The 15,759-nt window shown below is 73.8% G+C and carries 12 protein-coding genes; 6 read left to right on the top strand and 6 right to left on the bottom strand.

Going from position 1 to position 15,759, the window contains the following annotated elements; genetic code table 11:
* The first annotated feature begins 64 nt into the window (after positions 1–64).
* The gene (locus A6F73_RS14560) at positions 65–3,361 is read left to right on the top strand and encodes a molecular chaperone Hsp90 (protein ID WP_079135690.1); all 3,297 of its coding nucleotides are present in this window, start codon (positions 65–67) and stop codon (positions 3,359–3,361) included.
* Positions 3,362–3,365: 4 nt separating this feature from the next.
* Here A6F73_RS14560 and A6F73_RS14555 read toward each other — a convergent pair whose 3' ends face one another.
* The 3 genes from A6F73_RS14555 to A6F73_RS14545 form a co-directional block, all read right to left on the bottom strand.
* A complete protein-coding gene (locus A6F73_RS14555; RefSeq protein WP_063348203.1) occupies positions 3,366–3,623 on the bottom strand; it encodes a hypothetical protein in 258 nt (85 codons plus the stop codon).
* A gap of 85 nt (positions 3,624–3,708) precedes the next feature.
* Entirely contained in the window at positions 3,709–6,183 is a 2,475-nt protein-coding gene (locus A6F73_RS14550) for an HAD-IC family P-type ATPase (protein WP_063348202.1), read from the bottom strand.
* 52 nt (positions 6,184–6,235) lie between these two features.
* Positions 6,236–6,538 carry a DUF2530 domain-containing protein gene (locus A6F73_RS14545; RefSeq protein ID WP_063348201.1) on the bottom strand — a complete coding sequence of 101 codons (303 nt, stop codon included), beginning with the start codon at positions 6,536–6,538 and terminating at the stop codon, positions 6,236–6,238.
* Positions 6,539–6,700: 162 nt separating this feature from the next.
* Between A6F73_RS14545 and A6F73_RS14540 the strand changes: the two genes are divergently transcribed.
* Positions 6,701–8,161 (top strand): NCS2 family permease, encoded by a 1,461-nt coding sequence (locus tag A6F73_RS14540; protein ID WP_063348200.1) that lies wholly within the window; start codon positions 6,701–6,703, stop codon positions 8,159–8,161.
* A 94-nt stretch (positions 8,162–8,255) separates the two neighbouring features.
* On the opposite strand, the gene A6F73_RS14535 is transcribed toward A6F73_RS14540, so the two are convergent.
* A complete protein-coding gene (locus A6F73_RS14535; RefSeq protein ID WP_063348199.1) occupies positions 8,256–8,705 on the bottom strand; it encodes a VOC family protein in 450 nt (149 codons plus the stop codon).
* 129 nt (positions 8,706–8,834) lie between these two features.
* Between A6F73_RS14535 and A6F73_RS14530 the strand changes: the two genes are divergently transcribed.
* Together A6F73_RS14530 and A6F73_RS14525 are read left to right on the top strand one after the other, a co-directional pair.
* Positions 8,835–9,758 (top strand): DUF4231 domain-containing protein, encoded by a 924-nt coding sequence (locus tag A6F73_RS14530; RefSeq protein WP_063348198.1) that lies wholly within the window; start codon positions 8,835–8,837, stop codon positions 9,756–9,758.
* Between the two features lie 260 nt (positions 9,759–10,018).
* Complete coding sequence (locus tag A6F73_RS14525; protein WP_063348197.1) at positions 10,019–11,731, top strand: hydrogenase maturation protein; 1,713 nt, start codon at positions 10,019–10,021, stop codon at positions 11,729–11,731.
* A 141-nt stretch (positions 11,732–11,872) separates the two neighbouring features.
* On the opposite strand, the gene A6F73_RS14520 is transcribed toward A6F73_RS14525, so the two are convergent.
* Both A6F73_RS14520 and A6F73_RS14515 read right to left on the bottom strand, forming a co-directional pair.
* A complete protein-coding gene (locus tag A6F73_RS14520) occupies positions 11,873–12,688 on the bottom strand; it encodes an MHYT domain-containing protein (RefSeq protein ID WP_063348196.1) in 816 nt (271 codons plus the stop codon).
* 337 nt (positions 12,689–13,025) lie between these two features.
* Entirely contained in the window at positions 13,026–13,457 is a 432-nt protein-coding gene (locus A6F73_RS14515; RefSeq protein WP_159398457.1) for a VOC family protein, read from the bottom strand.
* A gap of 151 nt (positions 13,458–13,608) precedes the next feature.
* On the opposite strand from A6F73_RS14515, the gene A6F73_RS14510 reads away from it, so the two are divergent.
* Both A6F73_RS14510 and A6F73_RS14505 read left to right on the top strand, forming a co-directional pair.
* A complete protein-coding gene (locus A6F73_RS14510; RefSeq protein WP_063348195.1) occupies positions 13,609–14,043 on the top strand; it encodes a MarR family transcriptional regulator in 435 nt (144 codons plus the stop codon).
* A gap of 357 nt (positions 14,044–14,400) precedes the next feature.
* A complete protein-coding gene (locus A6F73_RS14505; RefSeq protein ID WP_079136268.1) occupies positions 14,401–15,690 on the top strand; it encodes an MFS transporter in 1,290 nt (429 codons plus the stop codon).
* Positions 15,691–15,759 lie beyond the last annotated feature (69 nt).

The raw sequence follows: 15,759 nt of genomic DNA, 5'->3' as shown, positions 1-15,759 counted from the left end.
GCGGCCGGGGCGGGGGAGAATGCCCCCCGTACGAAGTACAGGGCGGCGGAAGGCGGCAGGTCCAGTGGAACCTCGGATCATCGGCAGCAGCACGGACGAGCACCTCGCGGACCCCTTCGGGAGCGCCGCGCTGCGCCGGCGGGTGCTGGACGCCTGGGCCGCCTCGCCGGCCCGGTTCCGGGAGGACGCCAACGCCGAGGAGGAACTCGCGCTCGGCGGCTACCGCGACCGCCTGGTCGTCGAGTTGGCGCAGAACGCGGCCGACGCCGCGGTCCGGGCCGGGCACGGTCCCGGCCGGCTGCGGCTCACCCTCGCCGACGGCGTGCTCGCCGCCGCCAACACCGGGGCCCCGCTGGACGCGGCCGCCGTCGAGTCGCTGTCCACCCTGCGCGCCTCCTCCAAGCGCGGTGAGACGCCCGCCGTCGGCCGGTTCGGCGTCGGCTTCGCCGCCGTGCTCGCCGTCACCGACGAGCCCGCCGTGCTCGGCGCCGCCGGCGGGGTGCGCTGGTCGCTGGGCGAGGCCCGTTCGCTGGCCCAGGCGCAGCCCGCGCTGGCCGAGGAACTGCGCCGCCGGGACGGCCACGTGCCGCTGCTGCGGCTGCCGTTCGCCGCCGAGGGCCCGGCCCCCGAGGGTTACGACACGGTGGTCGTGCTGCCGCTGCGGGACGCCGCCGCCGAGGACCTGACCCGCCGTCTGCTCGCCGGCATCGACGACGCGCTGCTGCTCACCCTGCCCGGCCTCGCCGAGGTCGTGGTGGAGACCCCGGAGGGCACCCGGACGCTCACCCGCGCCGCCGCCGAGCCCCGCCCGGACGGCGTCACCGAGGTCACCGTCACCGACGACGCGGACGGCCGGCCGCGGCGGACCCGCTGGCAGACCGCCGGCGCCACCGGCACCCTGGCCGCCGAACTGCTCGCCGACCGCCCCACCGAGGAGCGCGCCCGCCCGTACTGGACGGTCACCTGGGCCGTCCCGGTCGCCGCCGACGGCACCCCGCAGGCGCCCGGCATCGCGCCGGTGCTGCACGCGCCCACCCCCAGCGACGAGCCGATCGGCCTGCCCGCGCTGCTCATCGCCTCCTACCCGCTGGACTCCACCCGCCGGCACGTCGCCCCCGGCGCGCTCGCCGACTTCCTGACCGAGCGCGCCGCCGACAGCTACGCCGACCTGCTGCGCGCCCGCGGCGCCGACCTCGGCTCGCTCGGCCTCGTCCCCGGGCCGCTCGGCCAGGGTGCGCTCGACAACGCGCTCCGCGCGGCCGTCCTCTCCCGGCTGCCCGGCACGCCGTTCCTGCCGCACCCGGCGCCGGTCGAGGCGGGCACGCCCGCGCTGCGCCCCCGGGACGCCACCCTGCTGGAGGGGGCGGACGGCTCGGTGGTCGAGGCGCTGGCGCCGATCTTCCCCGGGCTGCTGCCGGCCGGGCTGGAGCGCCGTACCGAGCTGCGGGTGCTGAACGTGCGCCGGGTGCCGCTGGCCGACGTGGTCGACCAGCTCGGCGGCCTGGACCGCGAGCCCGCCTGGTGGCGCAACCTGTACGCGGCGCTCGGCGCCGCAGACCCGGAGGCGCTCGGCGCGCTGCCCGTCCCGCTCGCCGACGGCCGGACCATCACCGGGCCCCGGCGCGTCCTGCTGCCCTCCGAGGACGCCGACTGGGCGGCCTTCCCCGGCTACCCCGAGTCGCTGGCCGACGCGCTCGCCGCCCTCGACCTGCGGCTCGCCCACCCCGAGGCGGCCCACCCGCTGCTCGCCAAGCTCGGCGCCGGCACCGCCACCCCGGCCGGGGTGCTCGACACCCCCGAGGTGCGGGCCGCCGTCGCCCGCTCCTACCAGGTGGCCGAGGACGACGTCGAGGCCGCGCTCGAACTGGCGGACGCCGTCCTGGCGTTGGTCAAGGTCGCCGGCCCGGCCGCCGGCGAGCACCGCTGGCTGGCCCGGCTGGCCCTGCTCGACGACGAGGGCGAGCCCGCCCGCGCCGGTGAACTCGTCCTGCCCGGCAGCCCGTTCGCGGCTCTCGCCCGCGAGGAGGACGCCGGCTGGGTGGACGACGAGCTGCTGGAGCGCTGGGGCCCGGAGGTGCTCACCGCCGTCGGCGTGCTCGCCGACTTCGTCCTCGTCCGCGCCGAGGACGTGGTGCTCGACCCGGACGACCTGGAGCGGCTCGACCCCACCGCGCCCGCCGACCGCGCGGCTGGCGGCCACCCCACCGGGCTGCTCGACGAGGCGCCCGACGGCCTCGCCGACTGGGCCGAGGACGCCCTCGAAGCCCTACAGGCCGACGACGTCGCGGGCGTCCCGCCGGTGGCCGCCGAACTGCTGGCCGTCCGCGACCTCGACCTGGTCGACGACGACGCCTGGCCGGAGGCGCTCGCCGCGCTCTCCCGCCCGCCGTACCGGGACGCCGTCGTCAACCCCGTCCGCACCCTGCTGCCGGACGGCTCCTACACCGACCTGCCGCCGTACACCGCCTGGTGGCTGCGCGACCACCCGGTGCTGGACGGCCGCGAGCCCGCCGGACTGCGCGCCGCCGGTGCCGACCCGCTGCTGCGCGGCCTCTACGACGAGGCCCGGACGACCCTGGACGAGCAGTTCCTGCACGCGCTCGGGGTGCGCACCACGCTGGCCGCGCTGCTCGCCGAACCGCACGGCCCGGACGAGGTGCTGGACCGGCTCACCGATCCGGCCTCCGACCTCGGCCACCGCCAACTGCACGGCCTGCACAGCGCGTTGGCCCGGGTCGAGATCGAGCGGATCGAACCGGTCGACGTGGTGCGGGCGCTGCCGCCGCTCGACCCGGACACCGGCCGCCGGCCGGCCCACACGGTGGTCGTCGACTCCTCCAGGGCGGTCGTCGCCGACGCGCCCGACCTCGTCCAGCTCCTGCACCCGTACCCGCTGGTGCCGGTCGCCCCGGCGCTCGCCGCCGACCTCGCCGAGCGGCTGCACGTCTCGCTCGCCAGCGAGGTGGCGGGCGGGCGGGTGCTCTCCGAGGGCGTGCTGCACCGGGTCCCCGCCGTGGTGCGGGAGCTGCTGCCCGGCTGCCCGGTCGCCTACGAGGAGCACGAGGAGCTGCTGGTGGTCGGCCCGGACGGCGACGACGCCGCCGTGGACTGGCGTTGGGACGTCGAGGCGGACGCCCCGGAGGCGCCCTACGACCCGGACGCGGCCGAGGCCGCCGACGAGGACGACGAGTTCGAGCTCCCGCCGGTGCCCGGGCTGCTGCACGCGGCCACCCCGGAGGGCCTGGCGGCCGGGCTCGCCTGGTCGGTCGGGCAGTGGCACCGGCGGTTCGAGGTGCTGGCCGTGCTCACCGATCCGGACCGGGCGTACGAGCTGTCCGCGGCGCGGGACTTCGAGGGCTGAGCGCTCAGCGGGCCCGCCCACGGCGCTTGAGCCGCAGGTAGACGACGGTGGTGGTGGCCAGCCAGACGGCCGCCACCAGGGCCTTCACGGCCGTCGGCACCCACGGCAGCGCCGGGGCGGTCACCTCGCCGGCGTTCGTCAGCCAGCGGCCGCCGACCAGGACCAGGACCGTCAGTCCGGCCGCCAGCAGGCCGGCCAGGAAGGCGGTGAACGCCTCCACCTGCCCGGTCTCGCGCTCGGTTTCCCCACCCGTGTGGGCCATGTCGGCACCCCCGTTCCTGCTGGCCATCATGCAGGCCGGGAGGGCGGACCGCCAGAGGTGTCTGTGGCCGGGGCGCCGCCCCCGGTCAGGAGTCGACGCGGCGCTTCATGAAGCGCCAGGCGATCTCCAGGGCCAGGCCGCAGACCACCGCGATGCCGACGCCGACCAGGGGGTCGCGGGTGCCCACCAGCGAGAGCTGGAAGAACTCCGCCAGCCAGGGCACCAGCAGGACCAGGGCGAAGGCGCCGCCCATGGTGCCGATCAGCAGCAGGCGCCACCAGTTGTAGGGGCGGGCGACGATGGCGAGCACCCAGATGGCGATCAGGAAGAGCGTCAGGGTGGCAACGCTGGTGTCGGCCTTGAGGTCGGTCGCGTGGTCGGAGCGGGCCAGCGCGTAGGCGACGAAGGTGCCGGTGCCGGCGATGACGCCGCCCGGCACGGCGAGCCGCAGGACGCGCTTCACGAAGCCGGTGCGGGCCCGCTCGTTATTGGGGGCGAGGGCGAGGAAGAAGGCCGGCACGCCGATGGTGAGGGTGGAGAGCACGGTGGAGTGCCGGGGCAGGAACGGGTACGGCGAGTGGGTGAAGATCACCAGCAGGGCCAGCAGGACCGAGTAGACCGTCTTCACCAGGAACAGGCCCGCGACCCGCTCGATGTTGCCGATCACCCGGCGGCCCTCGGCGACCACCGAGGGCAGGGTGGCGAAGGAGTCGTTGAGCAGCACGATCTGGGCGACCGCCTTGGTGGCGTCGCTGCCGGTGCCCATCGCCACGCCGATGTCGGCGTCCTTGAGCGCGAGCACGTCGTTGACGCCGTCTCCGGTCATCGCCACGGTGTGTCCGCGGGACTGCAGGGCGGCGACCAGCTGGCGCTTCTGCTGCGGGGTGACCCGGCCGAAGACGGTGGTCCGTTCGGCCGTGTCGGCGAGGGCGTCCGGTTCGGCGGGCAGCGTCCGGGCGTCCAGCGGGTGGTCGGCGCCGGGCAGACCGAGATGGCTGGCGACCGCGCCGACCGAGACCGCGGCGTCGCCGGAGATGACCTTGGCCTGCACCTGCTGGCCCTCGAAGTAGCGCAGGGTGGCGGCGGCGTCGTTGCGCAGCCGCTGCTGGAGCACCACCAGGGCGAGCGGGGCGAGCCCGTCGGCCGGGTCGGGGGAGTCCAGCGGGGTGGGGGTGCGGCCGAGCAGCAGCACCCGCAGGCCCTTGGCGCCCAGCTCGTCGACCTCGGTGAGCGCCGGGTGCCCGGCGGGCAGCAGCACGTCGGGGGCGCCGAGCAGCCAGCTGGCCTCGCCGCCCTGCGGCTCCAGCAGCTGCACGCCGCTCCACTTGCGGGCGGAGGAGAACGGCATCGCCTCGATCACCCGCCAACCGTCGGCGGCCGGGGAGCCGCCGGCCCCCGGGGCGCCGCCGTCGCCGCGCCCGTAGGCGTCGATGACCGCCTGCATGGAGGGGTTGGGGCGGGCGTCGGCGCCGGCCATCATGCCGAGCGCGTGCTTGATGGTGTCCGGGTCGGGGGCGCCGGGCTCGCCGTCGGAGAGGACCCGCAGGTCGACGACGTCCATGCCGCCCTCGGTGAGGGTGCCGGTCTTGTCCAGGCAGACGGTGTCGACCCGGGCCAGGCCCTCGATCGCCGGGAGCTCCTGGACCAGGCACTGCTTGCGGCCCAGCCGGATCACGCCGATCGCGAAGGCGACCGAGGTCAGCAGGACCAGCCCCTCGGGGACCATCGGTACGATCCCGGCCACCATCCGGCGCACGGCCTCGCGCCAGTCGCGGCCCTCGACGGCCAGCTGGCTGATGATCAGGCCGATGGCGGTGGGGATCAGCAGGTAGGTGATGAAGCGCAGGATGCTGTTGATGCCGCTGCGCAGCTCCGACTTCACCAGGGTGAACCGGCTGGCCTCCTCGGCGAGCTGCGCCGCGTACGCCTCGCGGCCGACCCTGGTGGCGGTGAACGCGCCCGCGCCGGCCACCACGAAGCTGCCGGACATGACCTGGTCGCCGGGCTGTTTGAGGACGGGGTCGGGCTCGCCGGTGAGCAGCGACTCGTCGATCTCCAGGCCGTCCGCCTCGGTGACCTCGCCGTCGACGATCACCTTGTCGCCGATGCCGAGCAGCACCGTGTCGTCGAGCACGATCTCGGCGACGGAGATCTGTTCGACGGTGCCGTCCCGGCGGACCTCGGGGCGGGCCTCGCCGATCAGGGCCAGGCTGTCCAGGGTCTTCTTGGCGCGCAGCTCCTGGATGATGCCGATCGCCGTGTTGGCGACGATGACCAGGCCGAACAGGCCGTCCTGGAGCGGGCCGACGATCAGGATGATCCCGAACATCACGCCGATGATCGCGTTGAAGCGGGTGAAGACGTTGGCCCGGACGATCTCCTTGGCGGAGCGGCTGGACCGTACGGGGACGTCGTTGACCTGTCCGCGCGCGACGCGTTCGGCCACCTCGGCGGAGGTCAGCCCGCCGCGTCGGCCGGGCAGCAGCCCGAGGGGGTGCGCACCGTCGGGGCGGTCGGCGTCGCCGGGCTGCTCTTCCGCGGGGTGGGCAGGCTGCGTCATGGCACCGACTCTACGGGTGCCTTATGTCCGGTGCGTGCTACTAAAGGACTATTCAGTCCGACTGGGTGGCCGGGTCCTGGCCGTCGTCTCCGGCCGCCCGGTTCGCGGCCTCGGCGGCGCGGTCGCGGGCGATGGCGTCCCGTCGGGCGCGGCAGTACCAGAGGCCGATCAGGCCGAGCAGGCCGCCGGAGAGGCAGATCCACGGCCAGGTGCCGTGGCCGTGGTCGGAGAGGGTGCCCTGGAAGGGGAGCAGGGCCAGGAAGGCGACGAACCACAGCACCGTGCCGCCGCCGACGATGGCGACGTCGTTGGCCTCCAGCGGAGGGGGCGAGGGGTGCAGCGGCGTCTTGGGCATGGGGCCTAGCGTACGGTGCGGCGGCAGGCCCGCAGGGGCCCTCTGGTTTCTACGCGCGAAGATAGCGCGTGTGCGATCGGGAAACCATACTGAAAGTTCCCCGCCCGGCCACCGTCGCCCCGGGCGTCCCCCCTCCTCAGCTCCCCCACAGAGGACGCACGCATGCCTGTGGTCCAGCCGACCACCGAGTCGCCCGAACCCGCCTCCAGCGCCCCCAAGCCCCCCGCCGGCGCCCTGGACCGCTACTTCCGGATCAGCGAGCGCGGCTCCACCCTGCCGCGCGAGATCCGCGGCGGCGTCGCCACCTTCTTCACCATGGCGTACATCCTGGTGCTCAACCCGATCATCCTGGGCAGCGCCACGGACATGACCGGGGCCCACCTGGACAGCGCCCAGCTGGTCACCGCCACCGCCCTCACCGCAGGTCTCACCACCCTGCTGATGGGCGTGATCGGCAACGTCCCGATCGGCCTGGCCGCCGGCCTCGGCGTCAACACCATCGTGGCGCTCCAGCTCGCCCCCAAGATGACCTGGCCGGACGCCATGGGCATGGTCGTGCTGGCCGGCTTCGCGATCATGCTGCTGGTCGCCACCGGCCTGCGCGAGCGGGTCATGAACGCCGTGCCGCTCGGGCTGCGCAAGGCCATCGCGATCGGTATCGGCCTGTTCATCGCCCTCGTCGGCCTGGTCGACTCCGGCTTCGTCAGCCGCATGCCGGACGCCGCGCACACCACCGTCCCGCTGCAGCTCGGCGGCAGCGGGCACCTGCTCGGCTGGCCGGTGCTGATCTTCGTGTTTGGCCTGCTGCTCACCCTCGTCCTGCTGATCCGCAAGGTGCCCGGCGCCATCCTGATCAGCATCGTGGTCAGCACCGCGCTCGCCGTGGTGATCGACAAGCTCGTCGACGTCCCGGCGCTCAAGTGGGGCCTGACCGTCCCGGCCTGGCCGGGCAACCCGGTCGCCGCCCCGGACTTCGGCCTGGTCGGCAAGGTCAGCCTGTTCGGCGGCTTCGAGAAGGTCGGCGTGCTGACCGGCGTGCTGTTCGTCTTCACCGTGCTGATGTCCTGCTTCTTCGACGCGATGGGCACCATCCTCGGCGTCGCCGACGAGGCCCACCTGCTCGACGAGAACGGCGACCTGCCCGGCATCAACAAGATCCTGATGGTCGACGGCATCGCCACCGCGGCCGGCGGCGCCACCTCCGCCTCCGCGAACACCTGCTTCGTGGAGTCCACCGCCGGTGTCGGCGAGGGCGCCCGGACCGGCTTCGCCTCGATCGTCACCGGCCTGCTCTTCGTGGTCGCGCTCTTCCTCACGCCGCTCGCCACCATGGTCCCGGCCCAGGCCGCGACCCCGGCCCTGGTCACCGTCGGCTTCCTGATCCTGGCGGGCTCGATCAAGGAGATCGACTGGTCGGACCACACCATCGCGATCCCGGCCTTCCTGACGATCGTGATGATGCCGTTCACCTACAGCATCACCAACGGCATCGGCTTCGGCTTCATCGCCTTCTGCGTCCTGCGCCTGGCCGCCGGGCGCGGGCGCAGCGTGCCCGTCCCGCTGTACGCGGTGGCGTCGGTGTTCGCCTTCTACTACCTGATGCCGGCCCTCGGCCTGCTCTGACGCCGTACCGCTCCACCGGCGGCCCCGTCCTGTCCCCCTCCGGGGAAGGGGCGGGGCCGCCGTCGTTCCCGGGGCGCCTGCCCCGGGCCGGCGGTCAGTGAACGCAGAACTCATTGCCCTCGGGATCGGCCATGAGTGTCCAAGCGCCGCCGGGCTCCTTGATGTCGTTCAGCACGGTGGCGCCGAGCGCCTGGAGGCGGGCGACGGTGGACTCGCGCTCGCCCGGGCCCGGGTGCACGTCGAGGTGGAGGCGGTTCTTGCCGTGCTTCGGCTCGGGGACGGCCTGGAAGAGCAGGCGGCGGCCCAGGCCGGTGCCGGTGGCGGGGTCGTACGGGTCCTCGGGGTGGCGGACGGCGGCGAGGGTGCGCCAGGCGGGGTGGCCGTCGACCTCGGTGACGGCGTCCGGGGTGACGGCACCGGCGTCGAGCAGGCGGGTGATCAGGGCGCTGTGCTCCTCAAGCGTGTGGTCGAGGGCGGCGGCCCAGAAGGCGGCCAGGCGGTTCGGGTCGGCGCAGTCGATGACGAGCTTCCAGTGCAGCGGCATGCAACCGGTTGTACCGGTTTCGAGGGCGGTTCGGCGATCACCGCCGGGAAAAATGTCAAAAAGGGGCCTGTGTAGCGAAGTTGACGGAGGGAATACTGCCTGGACGGACACGGGGAGGGGGCTCGACCGATGGTGCAACAGGATCCGCCCGGGGGAGACGAGGCGAAGCTGCTGCCGGAGCTGTTCTGGACGGCGGACAAGGCCTCGCTGGACGGCCAGCGCGAGACGCTGCGCTGGTACCGCGGACTGATCGCCATGCTGGTGATCGCCGCCGTGATCGGCTCGTTCCCCGGGCCGAAGGACCGCGGCTCCTTCGACAGCGTGCCGCTGTACTCGGTGGGCGCCTTCCTGATCGCCGGCTACTTCTGGTCCCGGCTGCGCCGCAGCAACCCGCAGGGGCGCTGGTACGAGGCCCGGGCGGCGGCCGAGTCGGTCAAGACGCTGGCCTGGAAGTACACCGTCCGGGCCCGGCCGTTCGACGGCGAGGCGGAGTCCGCGGACGTGGACCGCGGCTACCTGCTCCAGGTCGAGGACGTGCTGCGGGCCTTCGAGGACCCGGAGATCGTGCCGCCCGGCACCGTCCCCGAGATCACCCCGGAGATGCGGCGGATGCGGGCCGGCAGCCTGACCACCCGCCGCATGCTCTACCTGCGCACCCGGGTCGAGGGCCAGCGCACCTGGTACCGCGCCCGGGCCGAGGCGTGCGAGACACAGGCGGTGTCCTGGGGGCTCGGCATCGCGGCGCTGATCATCATCGGCGCGGCGGCGGCCGTCGCCCAGGCCACCGGCGCCCTCCAGGTGCACGTCTTCGGCGCCAGCTCGGCCGCGGCCGCCGCCGTCATCGCCTGGACCCAGCTCAAGCAGCTGCGCCCGCTGGCCGCCGCCTACCAGCTGGCCGCGCGCGAACTGGAGAACGTCGGCAACCAGCTCTCCGACCTCGACCTCAAGACGCCGGACGCCGAGGCGCGCTGGGCCCGGATGGCCGCCGAGGCGGAGGACGCGGTGTCCCGCGAGCACACCACCTGGCGGGCCCGCCGGGCGTTTCCGCGGTAGCGGCCGGGGTCGTCGACGCCGGGGAGCGGCCGGGGCCGTCAATGCCGGGGAGCGGCCGGGCCTGTCGATGCCGGCGGGCGGTCGATGCCGTCAACTCCGGGGAGGGGCTGGGGAGATCCGGCGAAGCGGACGCCACGCCGGGCGCACAGGTGTGCGGAGTGCGTGAGGGTCGGGCGGGAAGGCGTAGAACGTAATCATTACGTGTCCATGCCCTGGTTTCATCGCCTGCGCGCGACCCCAGTCCCTGTCCGGAGGCCCTCTTGCGCATTCTCCTGATCGCCAGCGCGTTCAACAGCCTGACCCAGCGCGTCCACACCGAGCTGCGCGGGCGCGGCCACCAGGTCGCCGTCCAACTCGCCCTCGGCGACGAGGCGATGAGGACGGCGGTGGACCGTACCGACCCCGAACTGATCATCTGTCCGATGCTCACCAAGGCCGTCCCGCAGGACATCTGGTCCACCCGGACCGTCCTGATCGTGCACCCCGGCCCCCAGGGCGACCGCGGCCCCTCCTCGCTCGACTGGGCGATCACCGAGGGGGCGGACCGCTGGGGCGTGACCGTCCTCCAGGCCGTCGAGGAGATGGACGCCGGCGACATCTGGGCGTCCGTCGAGTTCCCCGTCACCGACTGCGGCAAGAGCGAGCTGTACCGGGGCGAGGTCGCCGACGCCGCCGTCGAGGCCGTCCTGCTCGCCGTCCAGCGCTTCGAGGGCGGGCTGTTCACCCCCGAACCGCTCGACTACGACCGGCCGGACGTCCACGGCAGACTGCGGCCCCTCCTGCGGCAGGACGCGCGCCGGATCGACTGGGCCGCCGACGACACCGCCATCGTGCTGCGCAAGCTCCGCGCCGCCGACTCCCAACCCGGCGTGCTCGACGAGCTGTTCGGGCGCGAGCACTTCCTGCACGGCGGCCACCCCGAGGACGAGCTGCGCGGCCCGGTGCCCGGCGCCGTGCTCGCCACCCGCGACGGCGCGATCTGCCGCGCCACCGTGGACGGCGCGGTCTGGATCCCCCAGCTGCGCCCGCGCCGCACCCCGGGCGGGCCCGCCACGTTCAAGCAGCCGGCCGCGACGGTGCTCGCCGGCCTGCTGCACCGGGTCCGCGAAGTCCCGGTGACACCGACCTCGGCGGCCCGCCGGGAGACCTGGTCGGAGCTGCGCTACCGCGAGGAGGGCGACGTCGGCTACCTCGAATTCGCCTACGCGGGCGGGGCGATGAGCACCGGGCAGTGCCGCCGGCTGCTCGCCGCCTACCGCGAGGCCGCCGACCGGCCCACCTCGGTGCTGGTGCTCGGGGCGCCCCGGGACTTCTACTCCAACGGGATCCACCTCAACGTCATCGAGGGTGCGGCCTTCCCGGCGCTGGAGTCCTGGGAGAACATCAACGCGATGGACGACCTGGTCCACGCGGTCCTCACCACGACCGACAAGCTCACCGTCGCCGCCCTGGCCGGGAACGCGGCGGCCGGCGGCCTGATGGCGGCCCTCGCCGCCGACGAGGTGTGGTGCAGGGAGTCGGCGGTGCTCAACCCGCACTACCGGCTGATGGGCCTCTACGGCTCCGAGTACTGGACGTACACCCTGCCGCGCCGGGTCGGCGATGAGCAGGCCGCGCGGCTGACCACCGAGGCGCTGCCGGTCGGCGCCGAACACGCCCGCCGGATCGGCCTGGTGGACCGCACCTGCGGCGGGGACGCGGCCGCCTTCCGGCGCTGGGTGGTCCGGGAGGCCGCCGCGCTCGGCGCCTCGCCCGAACTCACCGGGCGGCTGGTCGACAAGAAGCGCCGCCGGTCCGTCGACGAGGAGGCGAAGCCGCTGGCCGAGTACCGGGCGGAGGAACTGCGGCGGATGCACGCCAACTTCTACCGGGCGGGCGAGCCGTACCACGCGCTGCGGCGGGACTTCGTGCACAAGGTCTGCCCGGTGGCCACGCCCGCGCACCTGACCGGGCTGCTGGGGCGGCCGGAGTGAGCGGGCGGCGTCGGCCGGAGTGAGCCGAGGGCGTCCGGCTGGGGTGGGGGACCCGGTCGGACGCCCTCGGGGCTTGGGGGGACTGGGAGACGGGGGGCTTCGGGGGCTTCAGGGGCTTCGGGGCCTTGGGGCCCGCCCGGCTCAGCGCCTGGTGCCGGCCTCGTCCCGCTGCCGCCGCTGGCGCGGGACCAGCGGGACCAGCGGCGCCGCCGGGCCGAGCAGGAGCGGCTGCGTGGTGCTGCGGCTCGGCGAGACCGCGAAGGCCAGCGAGCCGAAGAAGACGTAGCAGCCGAGCCCGACCCCGAGCGGGAAGATGAACTGCAGCGCCATCACGCCGCCCTGGGTGGAGTGCGAGTAGTCGAGCCGCACCGAGAGCGCCGCCATGCCGGTGTAGTGCATCGCGCACACCGCCACGCCCATGACCGGCGCGGCCGCCAGGACGGCGAGCGTGCCGCGGATGTTCAGGGTGGCCCAGAGCGCGGCGGTGGCCGCGAACACGGCGATGGCGACGGACAGCCAGACCGTGAGCCGGTCGTAGTCGAGGTGGCCGGGCAGGACCATCGCGGCCATCCCGAGGTAGTGCATCGCCGCGACCCCGAGGCCGGTGGTCAGCCCGCCGGCCAGCAGGGACAGGACGGGGCGGCGGCTGTACCCGACGGTGAACAGGCCGATGCCGACGACGGCGATGGCGACCAGCAGGCTGAGCACGGTCAGCCCGGGGCGGTAGCTGATCTCGACCCCGGTGACGGAGAAGCCGAGCATCGCGATGAAGTGCATGGACCAGATCCCGGCGCCGAGCGAGGTCGAGGCGAAGAGCAGCCAGACCACCCTGGTCCGGCCCTGCGAGACGAGTGCCCAGCGGGCGCTGCGCAGGGCGACGAAGGCGCCGAGGCAGGCGACGAAGTACGAGACCGCCGGTGTCACCCAGCCGTGGTCGGCATGATGGATCTCACCCAAGAGAGCTCCCAGGACGGATGCGGGGGAGGAAGGGCGCCAGGCCTCGGGCGGACACGGATGGTCGGGAAGGAACGCGGCAACGGGCGCGGGAACGGCGCCGCCGAAGGGAGACCTGGCGTGTGGTGCCCCTGACAACGGGGGACAGTAGCCACTACCGGACGGTCGCACAAGGTTCGCGCTTTTCGTGAAGTCCCAGGTCAGGATGGACCTTTACGCGGCCTGCATGATCTTGGCACCAACTCCTGACACCGCCTGCGCACGGCACCCGGTCGGTTCGTCCGTTACTCCGGGTTCGTCACCTCGGGCTCGTCGCTCCGGGTTCGTCACTCCGGGTTCGTCACTCCAGCGGGGCTAGCCCGAACGGGTGGCCGGCCGGGTCGATCAGCACCTTGAGCGTCCGGCCGTGCTGGTACGTCGGCTCGGTCGCGCCGAGTGCGAGCGCCTTCGCGATGGCCTCGTCCAGGTCGTCCACGTAGAAGTCCAGGTGGAAGTGCTTGCCGCCGTCCGGCTCCGTCCACGGCTCCGGCCGGTAGCCCGAGACCCGGCCGAAGCCCAGCGGGCTGCCGCCCTCCGGGTTGTCCAGGATCGCGAACTGCTCGTCCAGGTGACGGCTCTCCCAGCCCAGCAGCTCGCCGTAGAACCCGGCCAGCGCGATCGGGTCGGCGCAGTCGATGGTGACCATGGCGAGGCGGGCGAAGCCGGTGTCGCCCGGCGCGGCGGTGAGGCCGGAGGCGGGGCCGGCGGCGGGGTCGGCGGCGAGGTCGGACATGTCTGGTCGGCCCTTCCAGTCGAGATCATTCGAGACCCAGCACCAGCATCGCACCGGGTCGATCTTCCGGCGCGCGGTGAACGGACGGGGCCGGCGAGGTGGAATGGGAACGCATTTTCCTTAGCGAGAGTAATGACGTAAGCTAAAGAACATGCCCGAGATGTCCGAGCAGGACCTCGCAGCGATCAATCAGCTGCGATCGTCCACGATGCGCCTCTCCCGTCGACTCAAACACCAGCGGGTCGAGGAGTCGCTGAGCCCCACCGAGATGGGGGTGCTCGGCACCCTCGCCAGATGCGGAAAGGCGACACCGGGTGAGCTCGCCCGGAAGGAGCACGTGCAGCCGCCCTCCATGACCAGGATCGTCGCGATGCTGGAGGAGAAGGGGCTGGTGCGGCGCGAGCCGCACCCCGAGGACCGCCGCCAGGTGGTCGTCAGCAGCACCGAGCAGGCCGAGGCGATCCTCGCCGAGAGCCGCCGGCGCCGCAACGTCTGGCTCGCCGAGCTCGCCGAGGGGCTCGACGAGGAGGAATGGGCCGTCCTCCGGGAGGCCGCGCCCGTGCTCTACAAGCTCGCACACCTCTAGGCACGCCGACCCCGGCCCGCCGGCCGGGAGAAGAAGGAGTACCGCATCACCGCAGCACCGACCACAGAAACCAGGAGCGCGACGGCCGCAGTTCGGGCCGTCGCGCCGCGAGGGGAGACCACCGTGACACCGCCGGCCGCAGCCAGCGCCGCCGCCATCCGCACCGACGACCAGACCACCGACCCCGCCGCGGCAGGCGCCGCGGCCGCCGACCTCCAGGCACCCGCCCCCACGGGGCTGCCCGGCAGCGGCGACGACGACCCCGACGAACGCACCGCGGCGGACGACCCCGCCGCTCCCGGACGCACCCACGCGTCCACGTCTCCCACAGGTGCCCGCTTCACGAGGCCCGGGGGGATGTTCTCCTCCCTGCGCGTTCGCAACTACCGCTACTACTTCGCCGGCCAGGTGGTGTCCAACACCGGCACCTGGATGCAGCGGATCGCCCAGGACTGGCTGGTCCTCAGCCTCACCGGCAGCCCCCTCGCGGTCGGCATCACCACCGCCATGCAGTTCCTGCCGATGCTGCTGCTCGGCCTGTTCGGCGGCGTGCTCGCCGACCGGATGCCCAAGCGCCGGCTGCTGATCTACACCCAGGGCGCCATGGGCCTGCTGGCCGCCGGCCTGGCCGTCCTGACCATCGGCGGCGTCGTGACGCCGTACTACGTGTACGCCTTCGCGCTGCTGCTCGGCCTGGTCACCGTGGTCGACAACCCGACCCGGCAGGCCTTCGTGTCCGAGATGGTCGGGCCCAAGGACCTCGCCAACGCGGTCAGCCTGAACGCCGCCAACTTCCAGACCGCCCGGCTGGTCGGCCCCGCCGTCGCGGGCCTGCTGATCGCCGTGGTCGGCAGCGGCTGGGCGTTCGCCGTCAACGCGCTGTCCTTCGCCGCCGTGATCGGCGGGCTGCTCGCCATGCGGGAGAGCGAACTGCGCCCGACCGAGCCGATCGCCCGCGAGAAGGGCCAGCTGCGGGAGGGCCTGCGCTACGTCAAGGAGCGGCCCGAGCTGTTCTGGCCGATGGTCCTGGCCGGGTTCATCGGCACCTTCGGCTTCAACTTCCCGACGCTGCTCTCCGGCTTCGCCTACGACACCTTCAAGGTCGGCGCCGGGCAGTACGGCCTGCTGAACACCGCGATGGCGGTCGGCTCGCTGGCCGGCGCGCTGCTCGCGGCCCGCCGGGGCGTGCCCAGGCTGCGCCGGCTGGTGGTGGCGGCGCTGGCCTTCGGCTCGCTGGAGGTGGTGGCCGCGTTCGCACCCGACTACTGGACCTTCGCGGTGCTGCTGACGCTGATCGGGGTGTTCGGACTCAGCTTCAACACCTCCGTCAACTCCATGCTGCAGTTGGCCACCGACCCCGCGATGCGCGGTCGCGTGATGGGCCTGCTGGTGCTGGTCTTCACCGGCGGCACGCCGATCGGCGCCCCGATCGTCGGCTGGGTGACCGCCTCGTACGGGCCCCGGCTCGGCCTGCTGGCCTGCGGACTGGTGTCCGCGCTGGCGGCCGGTGTGGTGGGCCTGGTGCTGGCCCGCAGCGCGGACCTGCGGGTGCGGTTCGACCTGCACCCCGGCCGTGGCGGCCGGGTGGTGGCCTTCGTGCCGCGGACCATCACCGCCGCCAAGTCGGAGCTGGCGCCCGCCTGCTGACGAAGCGCCATGCCCCGGGGTGGTGGTCCGCCCCGGGGCTTCGGTGCAGGGTCGGGGGTCCTTCGGTGC

It is taken from the genome of Streptomyces sp. MJM8645, assembly GCF_001625365.1.
Taxonomy (GTDB): Bacteria; Actinomycetota; Actinomycetes; order Streptomycetales; family Streptomycetaceae; genus Kitasatospora.
Note: the sequence above shows the minus strand (reverse complement) of the source record. Positions and strands in the feature narration are given on the sequence as shown.